The sequence below is a fragment of the Cupriavidus sp. 05L411 genome (assembly GCF_056398045.1).
On the sequence record NZ_JBFTOQ010000006.1, the window covers coordinates 139,950 to 160,510 of the forward strand.

At 65.6% G+C, this 20,561-nt stretch carries 21 protein-coding genes; 11 read left to right on the forward strand and 10 right to left on the reverse strand.

The features are described from left to right. Window positions 1-235: 235 nt before the first annotated feature. The 4 genes from AC1DQR_RS09130 to AC1DQR_RS09145 are packed head-to-tail and all read left to right on the forward strand — an operon-like array spanning window position 236 to window position 4,375. Complete coding sequence (locus tag AC1DQR_RS09130) at window positions 236-1,414, forward strand: CaiB/BaiF CoA transferase family protein (RefSeq protein WP_416048870.1); 1,179 nt, start codon at window positions 236-238, stop codon at window positions 1,412-1,414. 31 nt (window positions 1,415-1,445) lie between these two features. Beyond that, a complete protein-coding gene (locus AC1DQR_RS09135) occupies window positions 1,446-2,264 on the forward strand; it encodes an HpcH/HpaI aldolase/citrate lyase family protein (RefSeq protein ID WP_477132893.1) in 819 nt (272 codons plus the stop codon). A gap of 42 nt (window positions 2,265-2,306) precedes the next feature. After that, window positions 2,307-3,155: an HTD2 family dehydratase gene (locus tag AC1DQR_RS09140; protein ID WP_416048868.1), complete on the forward strand. Its 849-nt coding sequence runs from the start codon at window positions 2,307-2,309 to the stop codon at window positions 3,153-3,155. A gap of 59 nt (window positions 3,156-3,214) precedes the next feature. Further along, on the forward strand, window positions 3,215-4,375 hold the full coding sequence (locus AC1DQR_RS09145; RefSeq protein WP_416048867.1) for an acyl-CoA dehydrogenase family protein: 1,161 nt from the start codon (window positions 3,215-3,217) through the stop codon (window positions 4,373-4,375). Between the two features lie 41 nt (window positions 4,376-4,416). Here AC1DQR_RS09145 and AC1DQR_RS09150 read toward each other — a convergent pair whose 3' ends face one another. The 3 genes from AC1DQR_RS09150 to AC1DQR_RS09160 are packed head-to-tail and all read right to left on the reverse strand — an operon-like array spanning window position 4,417 to window position 6,970. Then, on the reverse strand, window positions 4,417-5,634 hold the full coding sequence (locus AC1DQR_RS09150; protein ID WP_416050505.1) for a pyridoxal phosphate-dependent aminotransferase: 1,218 nt from the start codon (window positions 5,632-5,634) through the stop codon (window positions 4,417-4,419). Further along, window positions 5,634-6,296, reverse strand: a complete 663-nt coding sequence (locus AC1DQR_RS09155) for an RraA family protein (protein ID WP_416048866.1) — start codon at window positions 6,294-6,296, stop codon at window positions 5,634-5,636. The genes AC1DQR_RS09150 and AC1DQR_RS09155 overlap by 1 nt, the downstream gene beginning before the upstream one ends. After that, window positions 6,293-6,970 carry an RraA family protein gene (locus tag AC1DQR_RS09160; protein WP_477132894.1) on the reverse strand — a complete coding sequence of 226 codons (678 nt, stop codon included), beginning with the start codon at window positions 6,968-6,970 and terminating at the stop codon, window positions 6,293-6,295. Before AC1DQR_RS09160 ends, AC1DQR_RS09155 begins: the two co-directional genes overlap by 4 nt. Window positions 6,971-7,078: 108 nt before the next feature. Between AC1DQR_RS09160 and AC1DQR_RS09165 the strand changes: the two genes are divergently transcribed. From AC1DQR_RS09165 to AC1DQR_RS09180, 4 genes are all read left to right on the forward strand, one after another. Then, window positions 7,079-8,002 carry a LysR family transcriptional regulator gene (locus AC1DQR_RS09165; RefSeq protein ID WP_416048864.1) on the forward strand — a complete coding sequence of 308 codons (924 nt, stop codon included), beginning with the start codon at window positions 7,079-7,081 and terminating at the stop codon, window positions 8,000-8,002. An 89-nt stretch (window positions 8,003-8,091) separates the two neighbouring features. Continuing rightward, on the forward strand, window positions 8,092-8,721 hold the full coding sequence (locus AC1DQR_RS09170) for a glutathione S-transferase family protein (RefSeq protein WP_416048863.1): 630 nt from the start codon (window positions 8,092-8,094) through the stop codon (window positions 8,719-8,721). 42 nt (window positions 8,722-8,763) lie between these two features. After that, complete coding sequence (locus tag AC1DQR_RS09175; RefSeq protein ID WP_416048862.1) at window positions 8,764-9,399, forward strand: glutathione S-transferase family protein; 636 nt, start codon at window positions 8,764-8,766, stop codon at window positions 9,397-9,399. Between the two features lie 366 nt (window positions 9,400-9,765). Further along, window positions 9,766-10,731: an LLM class oxidoreductase gene (locus AC1DQR_RS09180; protein WP_477132895.1), complete on the forward strand. Its 966-nt coding sequence runs from the start codon at window positions 9,766-9,768 to the stop codon at window positions 10,729-10,731. 12 nt (window positions 10,732-10,743) lie between these two features. Here the strand turns inward: AC1DQR_RS09180 and AC1DQR_RS09185 are convergent, their stop codons facing one another. Then, the gene (locus AC1DQR_RS09185) at window positions 10,744-11,637 is read right to left on the reverse strand and encodes a LysR family transcriptional regulator (protein WP_416048860.1); all 894 of its coding nucleotides are present in this window, start codon (window positions 11,635-11,637) and stop codon (window positions 10,744-10,746) included. Between the two features lie 162 nt (window positions 11,638-11,799). Between AC1DQR_RS09185 and AC1DQR_RS09190 the strand changes: the two genes are divergently transcribed. Then, window positions 11,800-12,498, forward strand: coding sequence for a peroxiredoxin-like family protein (locus tag AC1DQR_RS09190; RefSeq protein WP_416048859.1), 699 nt, complete (start codon window positions 11,800-11,802; stop codon window positions 12,496-12,498). Window positions 12,499-12,633: 135 nt separating this feature from the next. Here AC1DQR_RS09190 and AC1DQR_RS09195 read toward each other — a convergent pair whose 3' ends face one another. From AC1DQR_RS09195 to AC1DQR_RS09215, 5 genes are all read right to left on the reverse strand, one after another. Continuing rightward, on the reverse strand, window positions 12,634-13,131 hold the full coding sequence (locus tag AC1DQR_RS09195) for a MaoC family dehydratase (RefSeq protein WP_477132896.1): 498 nt from the start codon (window positions 13,129-13,131) through the stop codon (window positions 12,634-12,636). A gap of 3 nt (window positions 13,132-13,134) precedes the next feature. Further along, entirely contained in the window at window positions 13,135-14,118 is a 984-nt protein-coding gene (locus tag AC1DQR_RS09200; protein WP_416048857.1) for a tripartite tricarboxylate transporter substrate binding protein, read from the reverse strand. A gap of 57 nt (window positions 14,119-14,175) precedes the next feature. Beyond that, window positions 14,176-14,955, reverse strand: a complete 780-nt coding sequence (locus AC1DQR_RS09205; protein WP_416048856.1) for an enoyl-CoA hydratase/isomerase family protein — start codon at window positions 14,953-14,955, stop codon at window positions 14,176-14,178. A gap of 14 nt (window positions 14,956-14,969) precedes the next feature. After that, window positions 14,970-16,196 (reverse strand): CaiB/BaiF CoA transferase family protein, encoded by a 1,227-nt coding sequence (locus AC1DQR_RS09210; RefSeq protein ID WP_477132897.1) that lies wholly within the window; start codon window positions 16,194-16,196, stop codon window positions 14,970-14,972. A gap of 101 nt (window positions 16,197-16,297) precedes the next feature. Next, window positions 16,298-17,272: a Bug family tripartite tricarboxylate transporter substrate binding protein gene (locus tag AC1DQR_RS09215; protein ID WP_416048854.1), complete on the reverse strand. Its 975-nt coding sequence runs from the start codon at window positions 17,270-17,272 to the stop codon at window positions 16,298-16,300. 198 nt (window positions 17,273-17,470) lie between these two features. Here AC1DQR_RS09215 and AC1DQR_RS09220 point away from each other — a divergent pair, with 198 nt between their 5' ends. After that, window positions 17,471-18,433: a LysR family transcriptional regulator gene (locus tag AC1DQR_RS09220; protein WP_416048853.1), complete on the forward strand. Its 963-nt coding sequence runs from the start codon at window positions 17,471-17,473 to the stop codon at window positions 18,431-18,433. Window positions 18,434-18,518: 85 nt separating this feature from the next. Here the strand turns inward: AC1DQR_RS09220 and AC1DQR_RS09225 are convergent, their stop codons facing one another. After that, window positions 18,519-18,914: a cupin domain-containing protein gene (locus AC1DQR_RS09225; protein ID WP_416050504.1), complete on the reverse strand. Its 396-nt coding sequence runs from the start codon at window positions 18,912-18,914 to the stop codon at window positions 18,519-18,521. 437 nt (window positions 18,915-19,351) lie between these two features. Between AC1DQR_RS09225 and AC1DQR_RS09230 the strand changes: the two genes are divergently transcribed. Then, on the forward strand, window positions 19,352-20,359 hold the full coding sequence (locus AC1DQR_RS09230; protein WP_043347114.1) for a sulfate ABC transporter substrate-binding protein: 1,008 nt from the start codon (window positions 19,352-19,354) through the stop codon (window positions 20,357-20,359). Window positions 20,360-20,561: the final 202 nt, after the last annotated feature.

Consider the following 20,561-nt stretch of genomic DNA (forward strand, 5'->3'; position numbering starts at 1 on the left):
TTCATGCGGCGGGCCCGCTGGCAAAGCGATGCTTTCCATTGAAGCGAATGGCTGGTTCGAGAAAGCGAGATGGTGCGATGCCCTCCACTCTGGGAGACTAGCTTCGGTGCGCATCGCACCAGGCGTGCTGCCCATGCGTGGCGACTTCCGGCCGGGCCGGGGCGCCGTGGACCCACTTCTCCCGTTTGCCGCTGCGCTGCGCAGGGCAGGCGGGCCCAGACTGAACAAGGCTGCTATGCGTCCCCTGGATGGCATCACCGTCGTTTCCCTCGAGCACGCCATTGCCGCGCCGTTCTGTACCCGGCAACTGGCGGACCTCGGCGCCCGGGTCATCAAGGTCGAGCGGCCCAAGGTGGGCGATTTCGCGCGCGGCTACGATGAGCGGGTGGATGGCCTGTCCTCGCATTTCGCCTGGACCAACCGTTCCAAGGAAAGCCTTGCGCTGGACCTCAAGCACAGCGAGGCCCCGGCCATCCTGGGCAAGCTCCTTGGCCAGGCCGATGTGCTGGTGCAGAACCTGGCGCCGGGCGCGGCGGACCGGCTCGGCCTTTCCTATGCGGCGCTGTCGCAGCGCTATCCCGCCATGGTCGTCTGCGATATCTCAGGCTATGGCAGCGATGGCCCCTACCGGGAGAAGAAGGCCTATGACCTGCTGATCCAGGCGGAATCCGGCTTCGTCTCGATCACCGGCACCCCCGATAGTCCCGCCAAGGCTGGCTGCTCCATTGCCGATATCGCGGCTGGCATGTATGCCTACTCCAACATCCTGGCGGCGCTGCTGCAGCGCGGCAGGAGCGCAAAGGGCGCACATATCGACGTGTCGATGCTGGAGAGCATGGTCGAGTGGATGGGCTATCCGCTTTACTACGCGTTCGATGGCGCCACGCCACCGCCGCGGGCCGGCGCCTCGCACGCCACCATCTTCCCGTATGGCCCGTTTGTCGCTGGCGACGGCAAGACCATCATCCTGGGCCTGCAGAACGAGCGCGAGTGGGATGCCTTTTGCCGCGTCGTGCTGGAGCGGCCGGAACTGACAACGGACGAACGCTTTGTCTCCAACTCCCTGCGCACCCAGAGCCGCGCGGCGCTCACCGACATCATCACGACGGTGTTCTCCGCCCTGACCATCGAGGTGGTGATCGAGCGGCTTGAGCGCGCCCAGATCGCCAATGCCCGCATGAACGACATGCGCGACGTCTGGAACCATCCGCAGCTCAAGGCGCGCGAGCGCTGGACGTCCGTGCCGTCGCCCGTGGGCATCATTCCGGCGCTGCTGCCGCCCGGCACGCCACAGTCGTTCGCGCCGCGGATGGACGCGATTCCCGCGCTCGGCCAGCATAGCGAGCGCATCCTGCTCGAACTGGGCTACACAGTGGACGACGTGGTTCGGCTCAGTGCCGAAGGCGCGATCTGACCCTATGTCCTCCATCCCGGATAAAGACCCCATGGCCGCCGCCGCTATTGCCCGCTCCTATCTCTTCGTGCCCGCCAATCGTCCCGAGCGTTTCGCCAAGGCCAACGCCTCGGGCGCGGACGCGGTCATTCTCGATCTCGAGGACGCGGTGTCCGACGAGGACAAGTGCCGGGCAAGGGGGTTGCTGGAGGCGTACCTGGCCGACGGCGGCTGCGCCATGGTGCGGATCAACGCCACGCAGACCGAATGGTTTGAAGATGACGTGCGCCTTTGCCGCGAGAAAGGCGTGACGGGCATTGTGCTGCCCAAGGCGGAAAACGCCGCGGACATCGCGCTGGTGGCCAGGCACCTTCGGCCCGGCGTGCAGGTGCTCCCGCTCATCGAGACGGCCAGGGGCATGGCCAACGTCAAGGAGGTGGCCGGTGCGCCGGGCGTCGACCGCCTGATTTTCGGGACCGTGGATTTTCGCACCGAGCTGGGCATCGAGGGCGACGACCAGGAGCTGCTGTTTTTCCGCTCCATGCTCGTCCTCGCGTCGCGGCTCGCGGGCATTGCGCCGCCGGTGGACGGGGTGACGGTTGCCATCTCCGATGCCGAGGCACTGCGCAACGCTGCCGAACGCGGGCGGCGCCTGGGCTTCGGGGCAAAGCTCTGCATTCACCCTGCTCAGGTGGGCGAGGTCAACGCCGCCTACCGGCCAACCGAAGCGCAGCTTGCCTGGGCCACGCGAGTGGTCGAGCAGGCAAGGTCAGGCCCGGGCGCATTCCAGCTCGACGGCGAGATGATCGATGCGCCCGTCATTGCGCGCGCTGTGAGCCTGCTCGAGCGCGCGGGCCGGGCGCCGGCCTGATCGGCATCAACGACTGATCAGAACATAACCATAGAGAGATTGATGGACACTGCCAAACTGAAGGCGTGGATCGGCAAATCAACCGAGTCCCAGGACGACATCACTGCGTTTCCCGTCAAGGCGCTTAGCGCGACCCTGGACCGCGAAGACGCGCCGCCCGTGCACGGCGATGCCTTGCCCCCGCTCTGGCACTGGCTCTACTTCTTGCCGCTGCACCGGCAGTCCGAGCTGGGCATCGACGGCCATGCCAATCGGGGTGGGTTCCTGCCGCCCGTGCCGCTACCGCGCCGCATGTGGGCCGGCGGGCGCCTGCGTTTTCACCAGCCGCTGCGCCTGGGCGATGCCGTGTCGAAAACGTCCACCATCCTGGATGTGAGCGCCAAGGCGGGCCGCACCGGCTCGCTGGCTTTTGTGACCGTGGAGCATCGGTACTCGGGGCCGCAGGGCCTTGCGGTGACGGAGGAGCACGACATCGTCTACCGCGAGGACGCCGCCCCGGGCGCGGCCGCGCCGGACCCCATCGCCGCGCGCACGGACGAAGACTGGTCCCGCGAAATCGTGCCCGACCCGGTGCTGCTGTTCCGCTTTTCCGCGCTGACCTTCAATGGCCACCGGATTCACTACGACCACGATTACGTGACCACGGTCGAGCACTACCCGGACCTGATCGTCCACGGCCCGCTGCTGGCCGTGCTGCTCCTTGACCTGGTACGCAGGAACCTGCCGGACGCCACCGTCAGCAGTTTTTCCTTCAAGGGCGTGCGGCCGACCCACGTGCCCCAGCGTTTCCAGGCCTGCGGCAAACTGAGCGAGGACGGCAAGACGGTCGCGCTGTGGATTCGCCAGGCGGGCGGCGCCCTCGCCATGACCGCCACCGCCGAGCTGGGCTAAGCCAGGCGCCTCCAGATCCAGCCAAACCAGGCAAAGAAGAACACTCACGGAGACATCTCGTGCTGAACAAAGTCGATGAACACCAGGAAATCCGCGAAGCCATCCGCGACCTGTGCGGGCAGTTCTCGTCGGAGTATTTCCGCAAGATCGATGAGGCCCGGGGCTATCCCGAGGCATTCGTCAATGCGCTGACCGCCGCTGGCTGGCTGGCGGCCCTGATCCCCGAGGAATACGGCGGCTCGGGGCTGAGCCTCACGCAAGCCTCGGTCATCATGGAAGAGATCAACCGTGCCGGCGGCAACTCGGGCGCCTGCCACGGCCAGATGTACAACATGGGCACGCTGCTGCGCCATGGCTCGGCGCAGCAAAAGCGCGACTACCTGCCGAAGATCGCGAGCGGCGCGCTGCGCCTGCAATCCATGGCGGTCACCGAGCCGAGCACCGGTACGGATACCACCAAGATCAAGACCACCGCGGTGCGCAAGGGCGACAAGTATGTCGTCAACGGACAGAAGGTCTGGATCTCGCGCGTGCAGCACTCGGATCTCATGATCCTGCTGGCGCGGACCACGCCGCTGGCGGAGTGCAGGAAGAAGTCGGAAGGCATGTCCATCTTCCTCGTCGACCTGCGCGAAGCGATCGGCAAGGGCCTGACGGTGCAGCCAATCCTCAACATGGTCAATCATGAGACCAACGAGCTCTTCTTCGACAACCTGGAGATCCCGGCGGAGAACCTGATCGGCGAGGAGGGCAAGGGGTTCAAGTACATCCTGGATGGCCTGAACGCCGAGCGCACGCTGATTGCCGCGGAGTGCGTCGGCGACGGCTACTGGTTTATCGACAAGGTGACCAGCTACGTCAACGAGCGCGTTGTGTTCGGCCGGCCCATCGGCCAGAACCAGGGCGTGCAGTTCCCCATCGCAAGGGCGTTCGTCAATGTGGAGGCCGCGAGCCTGATGCGCTTCAAGGCTGCCAGGCTGTTCGACGAACACCAGCCCTGCGGCGCCGAAGCCAACATGGCCAAGCTGCTGGCCGCGGATGCCTCCTGGGAGGCCGCCAACGCCTGCCTGCAGTATCACGGCGGGTTTGGCTTCGCCGCGGAATACGACGTGGAGCGCAAGTTCCGCGAAACCCGCCTGTACCAGGTCGCGCCGATCTCGACCAACCTGATCCTGTCCTATGTCGGGGAGCACATCCTTGGCATGCCGAGGTCGTTTTGACGCTTCGTTGGAAGGATTGGATGGCAGCGTAGCGCCAGTGTTCAGCCGCTCAGTGATATGCAGAACCGCTGGATCGCCTGGCATGCCTGGCGCAGCGACTCGGTGTCCAGCGCGTAGGCAAGGCGGATGTAGGGCGCAAGGCCGAAGGCGCTGCCGTGCACGACGGCCACGTTGGCTTCGTCCAGCAGCGCAAGCGCTACATCCTCGTCCGTGCTCAGCAACGTGCCGGCGGGTGTTCGCCGGCCGAGCAGGCCTGCGCAGCAGGCGAATGCATAGAACGCCCCGCCGGGTACCGCGCAGGCCATCCCCGGTGTTTCGTCGAGCAGCCGGACCATCAGGTTGCGCCGCGCCTCGAATACCCGCCGCGTGTCGGCGATGAATGCCTGCGGCCCGGTGAGCGCCGCCAGCGCGGCGTGCTGGGAAATGGCGCTGGCGCCGGAGGTTTGCTGGCCCTGGAGCTTTTCCATGGCCTCGAGCAGCCAGCGCGGGCCGGTGCCAAAGCCGATGCGCCAGCCGGTCATGGCGTAGGCCTTGGAAACGCCGTTCATCGTCAGCGTGCGCGCCGCCAGGCGCGGCTCGACCGCGGCGATGGTGTGGAAGCGCTTGCCGTCAAACGTCAGGTGCTCGTAGATGTCATCCGACAGGATCAGCACATGCGGGTGCGCCAGCAGCACCTCGGCAAGCGCCGCCAGCTCGCCGTGCGTGTAGACCGCGCCTGTGGGGTTGGAGGGCGAATTCAGGATAAGCCAGCGTGTCGCCGGGCCGATTGCCACGGCGAGGACGGCCGGCGTCAGCTTGAACCCAACGTCCGCATCGCACGGCACCACCACGGCATGCGCCCCGCACAGCTGGACCATCTCCGGGTAGCTGACCCAGTAAGGCGCGGGCACAATGACCTCGTCACCCTCGTTCAGGGTGGCCGCCAGGGCGTTGTAGATCACCTGCTTGCCGCCGCTGCAGACGATGGTGTCCTGCCAGGCCACGTCGAGCCCGTTCTCGCGCCTGAACTTGGCGGCGACGGCTTCGCGCAGGGCGCGCAGGCCAGCGACCTGCGTGTACCGGGTGTGGCCCTGGCGAATCGCGTCGACCGCGGCGTCGCAGACATGCACGGGCGTATCGAAGTCCGGCTCGCCCGCGCTGAGCGAAATCACCTTGGCGCCGGATGCGCGTTTAGCCGCCACGCGGTCCATCATCCGGTAAGTGGCCGAGGGCTGGGCGCTAGCCAGGTTCTCATTCAATCGTTGTACATCGGTTGTCATCATGCCTTCCTCTGCAGCGTGTGGTAGCCCAGTGCCGCGCGGGCTTCCCCGAGGGTTTTCCCGTTGGCGATGTGCTCGCGGATCCGTGCTTCCACGGATTCGATCTGGCGCGCCAGTTCGGCAACCTCGCGCGCCCGGTCGCGCGGGACGACGACCACCCCGTTGGCGTCCGCCACGACGATGTCGCGGCCGCAGACGCGCGCCGTGCCGATGGAGACTGGCGCATTGATCGCTTCGACCTGGACACGGTCCTTGCCGGTGCGCATGAACCGGCCGCGCGTGAACAACGGATAGCCGTCGCCGAGCGCCTTGGCCACATCCCGGCACACGCCGTCGATGACGGTGGCCGCGATGCCGCGCGCGCCGGCGTACTGGGTCATGATGTCGCCCCAGACCGTGCAGTCGGTGCGGCCGTCGTTGTCGATCACCACCACGTCGCCTTCGGCCACATCATCGATGAAGTCGCCGACCGTGCCCGGCGGCGTGCTGGCGGATACGTACCTGACGGTGTAGGCGGGCCCGACCACGACCTGGGCGTAATTGTCCAGCGGCGCAATGCCAAGGCACTGGCCGGGCAGGCCCAGCTTGTCCATGGCGTCGGACACACCCGGTGTATCCAGGCCTGCGAACAGGTCCGATAGTTCTTTGTCTGCTGCGTTCATTTGGCGTCTCCACTGTGGATGGCGTCGAATTCCTTGTCATGCATGACTTCAGCCACGGAGCGTCCGGCGCGCACGGCCTTGACCATCGAGTCCTGGCGGCGTGCAATGCGTTCGCCAAGCGCCACGATGTCTTCGATGCGCGCGGCCGCCACGAACGCCGTGCCGCAGCGATCGGCGATCACGTAGTCATCCTGACGCACAACCACGCCAGCAAAGTTGACAGGTTCGCCGGCACCCACCTGCACAACCCGGTTGCGCGCGCTGAGCATGGTCACGCCGCGCCCAAACACGGGGTAGCCGATTGATTCGCTGCCTTCGATGTCGCGGCTCAGGCCGTCGATCACCGAGCCGCGCACCTGCCTGGCGGTGGCGGCATTGGCCAGGATGTCGCCCCAGCAGGAGACGCCATCGATGCCGCCTGCAATCACAAGCACACGGTCATCGGTCTGGATGGCGGCGACGACCGGGGTGATCAGGTGCACCGTCGGTTGGGCATCCGTCTTGCGGCCCAGCTGGATGGTGCTGGCCCGGCCAACGATCTTCGGGCAGTCCCAGAGCGGGCGAATGCCGAAGGTCGCGCCGGGGAGGTTGTAAAAATCGAGGGCATCGGACACCGTGTTGGTATCGAGTGCGGCGAGGCGGTCGAGCAAGGAGCGTGAGGTGGGGGAGGTCATTTCGAGCCTGCAAAGCGGGTTGCCAGGTTTGCACTTTCGGCGATGGAGTCCGATCTGTAAATTCCGAATCCGGTAAGCTATCCATATGTAAAACCTATCAAGGCAGCCATGATCAATTTCCGGCTTGTCCGTCACCTCTGGGTGTTCCTGGCTGTCGCCGAGGAGCAGCATTTCGGGCGTGCCGCCAAACGGCTGGGCATGTCCCAGCCGCCCGTCACCGAGCAGATCCAGATACTGGAGCAGGCACTCAAGGTGAAGCTCTTCGAGCGCTCGAGGCGCGGCGCGCAGCTCACGCCGGTTGGCGCCGCGCTGCTCCCAGCGGTGCAGAAGCTCGCGGAGCAGCTGGAGCGGCTCGACGTGGCGGTGCGCGAAGCCGTGCATGGGCAGACCGGGCTCCTGACGATCGGCGCGATCTCGTCCGCGATGCTCGATACGCTGCCTGCGCTGCTCGACCATCTCAAGGCAGCGTACCCGCAGCTGACCATTTCCGTGACGGAGATCGATAGCGTCGACGCCGTGCCCGCGCTGGAGCGCGGTGATGTCGATCTGGCCTTCGCGCGTCTGGAAGGGGAGCTGGGCCCGTCGATCCAGTCCATGGCTCTCAAGCAGGACCGGCTGGCGGTCGCGCTGCCGCGGTCGCATGCCCTGGCCGAGGTGCCGCGTATCAGGCTGGCGGCGCTGGCAGATGAAGAGTTCGTGATGTTCTCCCGGCAGGTCAGCCCGGTCTACTACGACAGCCTCATCGCGACCTGCCGTACCGCGGGATTCTCACCGCGGGTGCTGCACCAGGTGCGCACGGTGTCTTCGCAGATCGCCTTCGTGGGTTGCGGGCAGGGGATCGCGCTTGTTCCCGCGTCCTTGAAGAAGGCCGCGCCGGACAATGTCGTGGTCCGGCCGCTGAAGGAATCGGTGAACGTGGTGACCACCGCCATGGCGTGGTCGACCACGCGGGAGAACCCCATGCTGGCCAACGTCATCGCCGCGCTTTCGGCCGGGAAAGCCACGCCGCGATTGCGAACGGCCAGGGCTTGAGCAGGCGCCACGCCCACGCCCCGATCTGCGCCTTGGTGTATCGTTGGAGATTGCGCAAAACGCGGGAATCTCCAACGGGAATACATCGAATGCTGACGATCTGGGGCCGTGCGAATTCGGTCAATGTGCAAAAGGTACTGTGGGGTTGCGAAGAACTTGGCTTGCCGTTCCGGCGGATCGACGCCGGCATGCAGTTCGGCGGCAACAACGAGCCCAACTATCTCGCCATGAATCCCAACGGGCGCATCCCGACGATCATGGATGGCGATTTTGTGCTGTGGGAGTCGAACTCCATCCTGCGCTACCTCGCCATGGAGTATGGCAAGGCAGGTGCGCTGTACCCGGCCGGGCCAAAGGTGCGCGCCAGCGTGGACCGCTGGCTGGACTGGTCGTTGTCGACCTTGCAGCCGGCCGAACGGCCGGTCTTCTGGGGCTTTGTGCGCACGCCCGCCGCCGAACGCGATGTGGCTCGCCTGACGGCTGACGCCGGCGTGGTGGCAGGGCTGTGGCGCATGCTCGACCAGCACCTGGAAGGCCGCGACTATATGGAAGGCGGCGTCTTCACGCTGGCCGACCTGGTGCTGGGCGCCTACGCACGCCGCTGGTTTGGCCTGGACGCCCAGATCGATCGTCCCACGCTGCCCAATCTCGAACGCTGGTATGCGCACGTGGGCGAGCGCGCCGGCTTCCGCCAATACGTTGCCGCGCCCTTGAGCTGAGCCTGGATCCCCTTATCACGAACCGATCATGAACCGATTTCCATGACTATCACCCTGCACACCTGGAATACGCCGAACGGACGCAAGATCAGCGTCGCGCTCGAGGAAATGGCGCTGCCTTATGCCGTCAAGACCGTCAATATCACCAAGGGCGAGCAACACCAGCCGGATTTCCTGCGCATCAGCCCCAACAACCGGATCCCGGCCATCGTCGATGCGGATGGCCCCGATGGACAGCCGATCAGCGTCTTCGAATCCGGCGCGATCCTGCTTTACCTGGCCGAGAAGACCGGCAAGTTCCTGCCTGCGAGCTTGCGTGACCGCGTGCCGGTGCTGGAGTGGCTGATGTGGCAGATGGGCGGCTTCGGGCCCATGCCGGGCCAGGTGCATCACTTCCGCACGGTCGAGGCGGAGGCCGACCGGCACTATGGGCTCAAGCGCTATTCGGAAGAAACGCGGCGTCTTTACGGCGTGCTGGACCGGCGGCTGGCGGAGGTGGAGTACGTGGCCGGCGACCTGTCCGTGGCGGATTTCGCGATCCTGGGCTGGGCCTGGCGCCACGAGCGCCATCAGGTCTCGCTGGAGCAGTTTCCGAATGTCAGGCGCTGGTACGACGCCCTGTTTGCGCGCCCCGGCGTGCAGCGCGGCTTTGCGGTCAAGCTGGATGACCTGGCTTGACGCCGGCAAATCCGTACAAGCTCCATACAAGCGCCGCGCTACCTTCGCGCTACCTTCGCACAAACCGGACGGCCATTTGACATGGGTCAAGAACCAGAATGGTGCCGCCCGCTAATATGATTTCCGTCATGGAGATGCGGGGGCGCTCTTCATGACTTGTCTACCCGTTTCCAGAATACGGAAACTTGGCCCGCGCCACGTAAGTGGGGCGGGCTTTTTTCTGCGCGCTTTTCCGCCCGGCGCTATCGGTTCCTATCGGCCCGGCTCACCCGGTTGTGCGCAGTGGCCAGCACGTGGCAACTGCTAATATGCCAGACGGGCCCCGCAGACGGGCCAGCGACCCGCAAGTACATCCAGAGGATTCGAATGCCTCAGACAGACGCCCCTTCGCCGCATGACGCCACCGTGCAAAGCCGCGTGTTCCAGGAAGGCCGCCTCTCGCTTGGCCTGACCTTGCCGATGCTGCAATCCGGCCAGGTCGTTGCGGACTTTCGCGAGCAGGTGACGCTGGCCAAGCTCGCCGACGCGCTCGGATTCCGCGCGCTGTGGGTGCGCGACGTGCCGCTGAACAGCGCCGACTACCCGGACCCGGTCGGGCATCTCGATCCCTGGGTGTTCCTTGGCGCGCTGGCCAGCCAGACCGAGCGCATCGCGCTGGTGAGCGGCGCCATCGTGCTGACGCTGCGGCATCCGTTGCATGTCGCCAAAGGGGCGATTTCAGTCGGCGCGTTGTCGCGGGGCCGCTTCGTGCTCGGCCTGGGCTCTGGCGACCGTCCTGCCGAGTACGCTGCGTTCGGGCAGGCTACGGCCGCACGGCGCGATTTGTACCTGCGTCACTGGGAGGTGGTGGCGGCGGCGGTGGGAGAGCCTTCCCGGGTGATCCCGGATCAGTTCCATGACGACACGCCCGAGTTTTTCGTGCTCCCCAGGCTCCCCACGCCCATTCCCTTGCTGGCCGTGGGCTCGGGCGGGCAGAGCGTCGACTGGATCGCGCGCCATGCCATCGGCTGGATGACCTATCACCGCGAGCCTGCGGTGCAGCGGGAACGCTATCGCATGTGGCGCGCGGCGGTTGAGCGTGCCGCGCCCGGGCAGTTCCGCGCCTTTGGCGTGGCGATGCAACTGGACCTGAGCGCCGATGCCGGCGAGCCGCCTACCGCAATCTCGCTTGGCTATCGCACCGGGCGAAATGGGCTCAAGGAGTTGCTGCGGGACATGCGCGGCAGCGGCACGCATCATGTTTCTCTCAACCTGCGGGCATCCGAACGTGCGCCGCGAGAGGTGATTGAAGAATTGGCCGCCGAAGTACTGCCGGCATTTCACGCGGACTAGTTTTTTTCTTCGCTAAGCGATGTCGCGGCGCAGTGCCGCTTCCACGAACGCGACAAAAGCCCTGACCTTCGTGCTGGCCATGCGGCCGGTCGGAAATACCGCCCAGAGGTCGACCGGTGCCAGCGTCCATTCGGCGAGCACCTGTCTGACTTCGCCGCTGGCCAGTTCCGGCGCGAACATCCATTCGGAGCCGATCGCCACACCGATATCCGCGAGCACCGCGGCGCGCACGCCCTCGGCGGCCGTGACTCGCAAGCGGCCGGACACCTCGACGGAAACCTCGGCGCCGCCCCGGCGAAATACCCAGGCATCGCCACCGCCCTCGCGGTCGTAGACGATGGCCTCATGCGCGAGCAAGTCGGCGGGCACCTTTGGCTCGCCGGCAGCGGCGAAGTAGCGCGGCGTGCCGACCACGACCCGCCGGCTTTGCGCGATCTTCCTGGCGGTCATGGCCGAATCTCGCAGCGCGCCCATGCGCAGGGCGACATCCACTCCATGCTCGAGCAGGTCGATATTGCCATCCTCCAGCAGCACGTCTACMACCAGTTGCGGATGCTCGGCCAGGAAGGCTTTGAGGTGCGGGACGATATGCAGTCGTGCGAAGGTGACGGCCGCGGTCACGCGCAGGCGGCCGGACAGACTGGCGCCCGAGCCCCTGGCCGCATGCTCCGCCGCATCCGCTTGCTCGATTGCGCGCTTGGCGTGCTCGTAGAAATTCTTTCCTGCTTCGGTCGGCGACAGGCCGCGGGTGGACCGCACGAGCAGCCGCACACCGAGCTGTTCTTCCAGTTGTGCGACCGACTTCGATACGGAGGGCTGCCCGACCTTCAGCAGCCGCGCGGCGCCCGAGAAAGAGCCTGCCTCGACGACGGCAACCAGTGTTTCCATGGCAGTCATCCTGTCCACGATGCGCTTCCTCTCATAGGATTGTCGCCGGGTTATGCCCAGAAAGAATGAATCATATTCCCGCGGCTCGCCTACCGCCGTGAAGCGGCTTGACCGAACATGATTCCAGCAACGTGCACCTTCGCATCGAGCAGCTTACTTGGATCAGATGGAGTAGTCATCATGTCACTGCAGCAAAAACTCGACGCCTTCAAGGCGGACTTCAAGGCCGGCAAGGCACCGTATTTCGCACCGCCGGAAATTCATCCCATCATGGAGCGGGCCACCGCTCAACTGATTGCCTCGGGACAAGCAGGCCGCGCGCTGAAGGCGGGGGACAAGGCGCCCGTCTTCACGCTGACGGACCCGGAGGGCGCACCCGTTTCCTCGGAGGAACTACTGACGCAAGGGCCTCTCATCGTCAGCTTCTACCGCGGGGTGTGGTGCCCGTATTGCAATATGGAACTGCAGGCGCTGGAGGAGGCCGTGCCGGCGTTCAGGGAAGCCGGCGCCAGCGTGGTGGCCATTTCGCCGCAGAACGCGGTCAATAGCCGCAAGTCCGTGCGCACCAACAAGCTCAGCTTTCCCATCCTCAGCGACACGCATAACGACGTGGCTGCGGCGTTTGGCTTGCGCTTCGCACTGCCGGACTATCTGGTGGATCTGTACAAGCAACTGAAGAACGACCTGCCGGCCTTCAACGGCGACGCGAGCTGGACGCTGCCGATGCCGGCGCGCTACGTGATCGGGCAGGATGGGACCATCCTGTATGCCGAGGTCAATCCTGACTACACGCACCGGCCGGAGCCTTCCGAGATGTTGCCGGCGCTGCGCCACGCCAAAGGCGGCAGGCAGGGGCAGCACCATCCTGTGTCGGTGTGATGGGTGAGCAAGACCGGCGGAATTGTACCGCCGGGTAGCCACGGCGGCCCAGGGAGCGCGCGGCAGGTGTGGCTGCGCACCCTGGTGCCGCAAGGAGAGCACCGCTGGCCCTGGACTCCAGGTTGCGGCAGGAACCTAGTCCGGCTGGCGTTTCTTCAGCAGGTAGCGCTGGGTGCCTTCCATCACGAGCCTCGCCGACTGGTTATGCACCGTGGAACGCATGGTCAGCACGCCGGTGCTGCGGTTCGGCGCGAGTTCGCTGACTTCCAGCGTGCTGTAGAGGGTATCGCCGGCAAAGACGGGATGCAGGAAGCGGCTGCTCTGGTCGATGAACCCCTTCAGCGATTCCTCGATCRTATGCGGAAAGAGCCCGGCGCCGGCGGCCGTCTGGATCACGACCTGGAAGCCATGGGCGAGCAGTTGCGGCATGCCGTGCGCGCGGCAGTATTCCACGTCGTAGTGCACGGGATGGTTATCGCCGCTGGCGAGTTGGAACGCGGCAAACATGGCATCGGTCATGGTGCGCGATGGCAGTACGAAGCGCTCCCCAACGGTGAAATCCTCAAAATACCGCTGTGCGCACATGCGGTGCTGGCTGGGGTCGAATGCGCTTGCAAAGCCGGGTCGGGTCATGCCTCACGGCTCCTTGATATCGGCCGCCTGCGCGACGGTCCGCCATTTGGCGATCTCACTGCCCACGTGCGCGGCGAGTGCCTGCGGCGTTGGATCGGACTCGAGAACCAGGCCCATCTCGAAGGCTCGCTTCTTCAGGCCGGGGTCGGCAAGCGCGCGGCGCAACGCACCGTTCAGCGTGGTGATCACCGCCGCCGGCGTTCCCGCGGGGACGAAGGCGCCATTCCACGTATAGGCTTCGTAGCCGGGTACCGCTTCGGCGATGGCCGGCGTGTCCGGTGTCTGCGCGAGGCGCGATTGCATCGACGTGGCAATCAGCCGCACTGTTCCCGCGCGGACCTGCGCGAGTCCCGTCGGCGCGCTGTCGATCATGAAGCCGATCTGCCCGCCGATCAGGTCGGTCATGGCGGGCCCGGTGCCGCGATACGGGATGTGCGTGGTCTTCAGCGCGGCTTTGAGGTTCAGCAGCTCGGTCGCGACATGCGGTGCGCTGCCGTTGCCGGCGGAACCATAGTTGATCTGCCCAGGATGCGCTTTGACGTACGCCAGGAATTCGGGGAGATTCCTGGCCGGGAAGTTCTTGTTCACCAGCAGGACCAGGGGCGCCTTGGCCGCCAGTCCGACAGGCGCGAAGTCCTGCGTGGTGCGGTAGGGCAGACGGGGCACGATACTCTCGTTGACCGCGTGCGCCACGGTCGTCAACAAGACCACATAGCCATCCGGCTTGGCCTTGGCCACATAGTCGGTGCCAACCACCGTGCCGGCGCCCGTGCGGTTTTCCACGATCATCGGCTCGCCCAGTTGCTTGCCCCATTGCTCAGCCAGCACGCGCGCAAAGGCATCGGTCGGTCCGCCGGCTGCATACGGCACCACGAGCCTCACGGCCTGGGCGGGCCATGCATCCTTCGCGCTGGCGCCACCGGGGTGCGCTGCGAGCAGCACAAGGATGACGGTGGCGCTCCGGCGCAGGGTGTTCAGGAATCGCATGCGTTCACTCCGCTTCCGTTGAGGGCGATTGTTAAATGATTGCTGATGCCGGCACGATCAGGCTTGCCAGGATGGCTTGCGCTTTTCCACGAACGCGGCGATGCCTTCCTTTGCATCGTCCGTTGCCACCACATTGCCGAAGCTCTCCACCGCCGCGGCGACGCCGCGCCGGTAGTCGTTGTCATTGGCGCGCATGAAGGCCTTGCGTCCCATCTTGACGACGACAGGAGATTTCGCGCATAAGGTCTGGGCAAGCGCTCTGGCCTCGCGCATGACGTCCTGCTCGGGCACCACGCGGCTGACCAGTCCGAGGGACATGGCTTCGGCGGCGTCGAACGCGCGTCCGGTAAAAAGCAGGTCGAAGGCCCGGTGACGGCCAATCACACGCGGCAGGTGCGTGTAGTGGATGGCGGGCGTCAGCCCGACGTCGATTTCCGGATAGCCGAAGGTGGCCGTGTCGGCGGCGACGATCATGTCGCAGGAGATCGCGAGCGTCATGCCGCCGCCACGGGCGGTGCCGTTCACGGCGGCAATGGACGGCTTGCCCAGGTTGAATTGCGCGTCGCACAGTTCGTTGTACAGCTTGTCGACCAGGCCATAGATCCGGGCCGGCGGCGCCCCATGCAGCGCATCCAGCCGCAGCCCGGCGCAAAAGCGCCTGGGCAGGGTGCTGCCCAGGATGACGGCCCTGACCGAATCGTCCTGTGCCGCGCGCCGCAGCGCCGCCAGCGTTTCGTCGATCATCGCCTCGTTCAAGGCATTGACCGGCGCGCTATCGAGGAGGATTTCCGCGACCCTGTCGCGCACTTCGTATCTGACTGAATTGACTGAGGGCATGGTGACTCCTGATGTCATGCGGCCGTGCAAAGGCCGCCGGTTTTGCTGGCATCGGCGCTGGCAATCACGCCACGCGCCTTGAATCGTTCAATGGACTCGGGCGTATAGCCCGACTGCAACAAGATCTCGTCGGTGTGCTGGCCCAGCAAAGGCGGCGCGCGGCGCGCTTGCCGGCTGCCGCCGCGAAAGCGCACCGGCAAGCCCATATTCCTCACCTTGCCCAGCACTGGATGCTCAGACTCGGCGATCAGCGCGCGCTCGGCCACTTGAGGGTGCGCCAGCGCCTGGTCCAGCGTGTGGATCGGGGAGCAGGCCACGCCAGCCTTGCGCAATGCGTCGATCCAGTAGGCAACCGGCTGGGTCCGAATACGCGCCTGGACCATCTCGACTGTTTCGGTGAAGTGCGCGACACGGGCCGCATTGGTGGCGAACCGCGGTGCGTCGGCCACATCCTGCAACCCGGCGACCGGGCAGAAGCGCCGCCACTGCGCGTCGTTGCCGACGCCGATCATCACCGGCCCGTCGGCTGCGTCGAACACCTGGTAGGGCGCCATGGCCGGATGCGCGGTGCCCATGGCCCGCGGCACCTTGCCGCTGAGCCAATAGTTCTGGGCGAGATAGCCCATGAAACCCATTGCCGTATCCAGCAGGGACACCTCCAGGTGCATGCCGTGGCCGGTCTTCTGCCGCTCGATCAGTGCCGCCAGGATGCCACTGAACGCATGCATGCCGGTGCCCAGGTCCACCGGCGAAAAGCTGGCGCGCGCATGCTGGCCGCCGGCCTGGCCCATCGTGCTGATCATGCCGCTGAACGCCTGCAGCATGACGTCGTAGCCGGGCTCCTGGCCCAGGGGGCCCGTGCGTCCGTAGCCGGAGATCTCGCAATAGATCAGGGCCGGGTTCAACGCCGACAGCGTGTCGTAGTCAACACCGAGCCTGGCGGCGGCGCCACTGCCGAAGCCTTGCAGCACGACGTCCGCCTTGGCCGCCAGCGTCTGGACGATCTGCCTGCCCTCGCTGGTCTTGAGGTCAACGGCGAGACTGCGCTTGTTGTGATTGACGGCGAGAAAGGTGGCGGACTGCCCGCGATCCTGCGGCAGCCAGGCGCGCGTATCGTCGCCGCTGCCGACTGGCTCGACCTTGATGACTTCGGCGCCAAGTTCGCCCAGGTACTGCCCGCACAAGGGGCCGGCAAGCACCTTGCTCAAGTCGAGGACGCGAATGCCCTGCAATGCGATCATGGATATGTCTCCGAAACGAATCGGCGGCGGACGCCGCCCGGAGTTGCGGGCGCAGGTCCGGCGTCGTGTTGTGGCAAGGGGATGCCGGGTGAGTCGGGGCGCTACTCGGGCTTGATATCGATGGAGCGGGCCAGGGCCGTCCACCGGGCGGTATCGCGATTCACATAGGCCTGCACATCGGCGGGCGCCATGTGGAACGGCTCGGCTCCCCGCGCAATCAGCGCACGGCCATAGCCTGGATCGCCCGCGCTTTGCGCCACGGCCTGGCGCAGTGTCTCGATGATGGCGGGCGGCGTCTTCGCGGAGGCTTGCAGCGACAGCCAGAACTTCAGGTCCAGCGCCGGATAGCCGGCTTCCTGCAGCGTCGGCACATCCGGCAGCAGGGGCGAACGCGCAGCGGAAGTGATCGCCAGGGCCTTGAGCTTGCCGCCCTGTATCTGGCCGATGGAGGTGGTCATGCTGTCGAAGAGGAAATCCACATTCCCGGCCATGACATCCGTGCTTGCCGGCGCGCTGCCCTTGTAGGGCACGGCCACCGCGGTGAAGCCTGCGGCCTTCTGCAGCAGCGCGCCATAGATATGCGGAGAGCTTCCCGCGCCGAAGGTGGCATAGGTGAGATTGTCCGGCCGCTGCTTGCCGACACGGACTAGCTCCGCCAGGGAGCTGACCCCCAGCTTGGTTGGATGCACCACCAGCACGTTCGGCACCGTCGCAACCACGCCGATGGCCACCAGGTCGCGTTGCGGGCGAAACCGCAAGTCGGGAAACAGCAGCGGGTTGACCGCATGCATGCCGACCGTGTTCAGCAGCAGCGTATAGCCATCGGCGTTGGCATCGAGCACATTCTGCGTGCCGAGATTGCCGCCGGCGCCGGGCTTGTTCTCGATCACCACGGGCTGGCCGAGCCGGTTGCCCAGCGGTATGGCAATCAGGCGTGCCACGAAGTCGCCGGGGCCACCCGCGGCGAACGGGACGACAAGCTTGATTGGCCGCGACGGCCATTGCTCAGCATGGAGCGGCGGGGCGAGCAAGGATGCGGCTGCGCCCGTCAGGAAAGTACGGCGGCTGAGTCCCATTGAGTCTCCGTGGATTATCTGTCTTGGCGTCCGCGTGCGTTGCGCGGAAGCTGGCATCACTATGGGCTTCGGTACCGCTATATGTCCAAGATAGATTTTTGATATGTAGTATATTTTTATGCTATACCCGGCTGGACCTTGCTGCCATCGTGCCGCCGCCCCGGCAGGCCCCGTGGTGTCACATGCGGAGATGTGCTTATGTCGATCGATGTACGTGGACTCAGATGCTTTCTGGCGGTGGTGTCGGCGGGATCGATCTCCCGGGCTGCGGAGAACATGCATCTCGCGCAACCGGCGCTGAGCCTCCAGATCAAGCACATCGAGCAGGATCTTGGCGTGGCCCTCTTCATGCGCAGCCACAAGGGCGTCGTCCTGACTGCCGCTGGGCTGAGATTCGAGAGCCACGCCAGGGATATCCTCAAGCGGCTCGACGTCGCCTGCGAGGACGTGCGTGACCTGGTGACCGATCCCGCGGGCAGGGTCGCGATTGGCCTGCCGCAATCCATGGCAAAGATCCTGACCGTGCCGCTGGTGCGCGAAGCCATCCGGCGCTGGCCCAAGGTCCAGTTGCAGGTGGTGGAGCTCAGCACCGGTTACATCCCGGACCATCTGCTGAGCGGGCGCGTCGATATTGGCCTGACCTTCCAGGCGGACGCTGGCTCCGGCCTGCTGTTCGAGCACGTGGTCGACGAGGATCTTGTCTTGCTGGCGCCCCCGGGGCAGTTCGCCGATGCCCGCAAGCGCGGAGCCGATTTGACGAAAACGGTGCGGTTCAAGGACCTGCATCGCTTCCCCATGATCCTGCCGGCCGGCGAGCATGGCCTGCGCGCGTTGATCGATGGGTATCTGCGCGCTCACCAGGTCGCGCTCTCGGTGCTGGCGGAGGTGAATGCCATACCGCAACTCATCAATCTCGCCGCGGCAGGCGTGGGGTGCACGATCCTCTCCTACGCATCGGTCTGCGAGGAGTTGCACAATGGCTTGCTGTCCGCGGCGCGGATCACCCATCCGAGCATGTCGCGCCCGGTCTATCTGTGCCGCTCCGCCACCATGCCACTGTCGATCGCGGTCTCTGCGGTGCTGGATCTGCTGATGGAAACGGTTCGCGCGCTGATCGCCGATGGACAGTGGCCGGCCCGCGTCAACAGCGCAGGCCGCTGACGGCAATGTCCAGGTGGTGAGCCGGGGCGGCCAGCGTCGATACAGGCTGGTGTGCTGGCCGCCCCGGGATGCCGCTGCGCTGAACTCAGGGCGCGGGCGTGGCCAGCGGCTTGCCCTTCTCGACAACGTACACGCCAATCAGCCGGGTCGGTGCCGTGCCGGAATTGTGGGCGTCATGCACAACTCCCGCGGGCACCACGAACGACTCGCCCGCCTTGATAAGGCGAGGTGGCTGCCCCTCGACCAGCAACTCGGCCTGTCCCTCGGCCACATAGCTGATCTCGTCTCCCGGGTGCGTATGCCGTCCGGCATAGATCCCTGGCGCCAGCTCCACGCGCGCCACTACCGCTTCGCGCCCCGGCACGGAAACGTCGGCCTTGCCGACCAGCGTGCGCGTGAGGCCGCTGTTCTGCGCCAGCACGGCGCCGGACGCGATCGACAGGCCGATGCCCGCCAGCACACCCAGAATCCGGATCTTCATCATCTGTCTTCTCCCGTTATGGTCTTCTTCTGCTGCGTTGGACTACAGAAGGCATGTCCCCTGGAAAGCGAAACACGCCGGTGACGCGTGGAACCGGGCTCAAGCGGGCAGGGCGGCTGCATGCCGCTGAATGTCGGACATGCTAGCAGCTGGCTCGTGAAATTGCCGCACCTGCGTGATATGTCGTTTGACGCATATTTTTTGGTGGCCGGTGCCAGTGTCTTGCCTCTGCGAGCCGCGCTGCCACCCCCTTCGGCATGTTCATATTTCCGTCGAATCTTATGCGGAAAACGTGCAAGGATCGGCGAAACCATTCGTTCCTTTCAGATAGGCCCCTCGGTAGTCTTCATCCCTGACGCAAGCCTTCCCACGCAAGGAAGGCCATGAAACGCGGCGCGGACGCGCCATTTCACGACGAGAATACGGGAGCAAGACACATGATTCGCAAGCTGGCCATCGGACTCGCGGCACTGGCCGTCATCGGTTCCACCCAGACCGCCTGGGCCAACACCGCCCTCCTGAACGTTTCGTACGATCCCACGCGGGAGCTGTATGTGGACGTGAACGCCGCCTTCGCCAAGGCGTGGAAGGCCAAGGGCGGCGACGCGCTGACCATCCGCCAGTCGCATGGCGGCTCGGGCAAGCAGGCGCGTTCGGTGATCGACGGGCTGGATGCGGATGTGGTCACGCTGGCGCTGGGCTATGACATCGATGCCATCGCCGAGAAGGGCTTGCTCAAGCCGGACTGGCAAAAGCGCCTGCCGCACAATGCGTCGCCCTATACCTCGACCATCGTGTTCCTGGTGCGCAAGGGCAACCCCAAGGGCATCAAGGACTGGAACGACCTGGTCAAGCCGGGCGTGCAGGTGATCACGCCCAACCCGAAGACCTCGGGTGGCGCGCGCTGGAATTATCTGGCGGCCTGGGGCTACGCGCTGCGCCAGCCGGGCGGCAACGAGCAAAAGGCCAAGGAGTTCGTCGGCCAGTTGCTGAAGAACGTGCCGGTGCTGGATTCCGGCGCCCGCGGCGCCACCACCACCTTCGTCGAGCGCGGCCTGGGCGATGTGCTGATTGCCTGGGAAAACGAGGCCATCCTGGCGATCAAGGAACTGGGCCCGGACAAGTTCGACATCGTCGCGCCGTCGATCTCCATCCTGGCCGAGCCGCCGGTGGCGGTGGTGGACAAGGTGGTGGACAAGAAGGGCACGCGCAAGGTGGCCGAAGCCTACCTGCAGTTCCTGTACACCGACGAGGGCCAGGAAATCGCGGCCAAGAATTACTACCGCCCGATCTCGGAGAAGATTGCCGCCAAGTATGCGAGCAACTTCCCCAAGGTCAAGCTGTTCACCATCGATGAGGCCTTTGGCGGCTGGCAGAAAGCGCAGAAGGCGCACTTCGCCGACGGTGGCTCGTTCGACCAGGTCTACCAGCCTGGCAAGAAGTAAGACGTAGCCGGCGGCGCCCGCCCGCCGGCTTCCGTGCCTTATCCCCGCTTCCTATTTCTATTTCTATTTCTATTTCGATGCCGATCCGAGCCAGCGCCCCGCCGCGCCCTGCCAAGCATGTACTGCTGGTGGCGCTAGTCACCGGCGCACTGGGTGCTGCCTTGCTGGTGATCGGCCTGGATGCGGCAGGCGAGGGCCGGAC

What these genes read in the sequence shown, in the direction of transcription:
- AC1DQR_RS09220 (WP_416048853.1), top strand. Translation starts at nt 17,471, where the DNA reads ATGTCGATCGATGTACGTGGACTCAGATGCTTTCTGGCGGTGGTGTCG.
- AC1DQR_RS09215 (WP_416048854.1), bottom strand. Translation starts at nt 17,272, where the DNA reads ATGGGACTCAGCCGCCGTACTTTCCTGACGGGCGCAGCCGCATCCTTG.
- AC1DQR_RS09160 (WP_477132894.1), bottom strand. Translation starts at nt 6,970, where the DNA reads ATGACCTCCCCCACCTCACGCTCCTTGCTCGACCGCCTCGCCGCACTC.
- AC1DQR_RS09135 (WP_477132893.1), top strand. Translation starts at nt 1,446, where the DNA reads ATGGCCGCCGCCGCTATTGCCCGCTCCTATCTCTTCGTGCCCGCCAAT.
- AC1DQR_RS09175 (WP_416048862.1), top strand. Translation starts at nt 8,764, where the DNA reads ATGACTATCACCCTGCACACCTGGAATACGCCGAACGGACGCAAGATC.
- AC1DQR_RS09180 (WP_477132895.1), top strand. Translation starts at nt 9,766, where the DNA reads ATGCCTCAGACAGACGCCCCTTCGCCGCATGACGCCACCGTGCAAAGC.
- AC1DQR_RS09205 (WP_416048856.1), bottom strand. Translation starts at nt 14,955, where the DNA reads ATGCCCTCAGTCAATTCAGTCAGATACGAAGTGCGCGACAGGGTCGCG.
- AC1DQR_RS09210 (WP_477132897.1), bottom strand. Translation starts at nt 16,196, where the DNA reads ATGATCGCATTGCAGGGCATTCGCGTCCTCGACTTGAGCAAGGTGCTT.
- AC1DQR_RS09140 (WP_416048868.1), top strand. Translation starts at nt 2,307, where the DNA reads ATGGACACTGCCAAACTGAAGGCGTGGATCGGCAAATCAACCGAGTCC.
- AC1DQR_RS09165 (WP_416048864.1), top strand. Translation starts at nt 7,079, where the DNA reads ATGATCAATTTCCGGCTTGTCCGTCACCTCTGGGTGTTCCTGGCTGTC.
- AC1DQR_RS09130 (WP_416048870.1), top strand. Translation starts at nt 236, where the DNA reads ATGCGTCCCCTGGATGGCATCACCGTCGTTTCCCTCGAGCACGCCATT.
- AC1DQR_RS09225 (WP_416050504.1), bottom strand. Translation starts at nt 18,914, where the DNA reads ATGAAGATCCGGATTCTGGGTGTGCTGGCGGGCATCGGCCTGTCGATC.
- AC1DQR_RS09170 (WP_416048863.1), top strand. Translation starts at nt 8,092, where the DNA reads ATGCTGACGATCTGGGGCCGTGCGAATTCGGTCAATGTGCAAAAGGTA.
- AC1DQR_RS09230 (WP_043347114.1), top strand. Translation starts at nt 19,352, where the DNA reads ATGATTCGCAAGCTGGCCATCGGACTCGCGGCACTGGCCGTCATCGGT.
- AC1DQR_RS09150 (WP_416050505.1), bottom strand. Translation starts at nt 5,634, where the DNA reads ATGACAACCGATGTACAACGATTGAATGAGAACCTGGCTAGCGCCCAG.
- AC1DQR_RS09190 (WP_416048859.1), top strand. Translation starts at nt 11,800, where the DNA reads ATGTCACTGCAGCAAAAACTCGACGCCTTCAAGGCGGACTTCAAGGCC.
- AC1DQR_RS09155 (WP_416048866.1), bottom strand. Translation starts at nt 6,296, where the DNA reads ATGAACGCAGCAGACAAAGAACTATCGGACCTGTTCGCAGGCCTGGAT.
- AC1DQR_RS09200 (WP_416048857.1), bottom strand. Translation starts at nt 14,118, where the DNA reads ATGCGATTCCTGAACACCCTGCGCCGGAGCGCCACCGTCATCCTTGTG.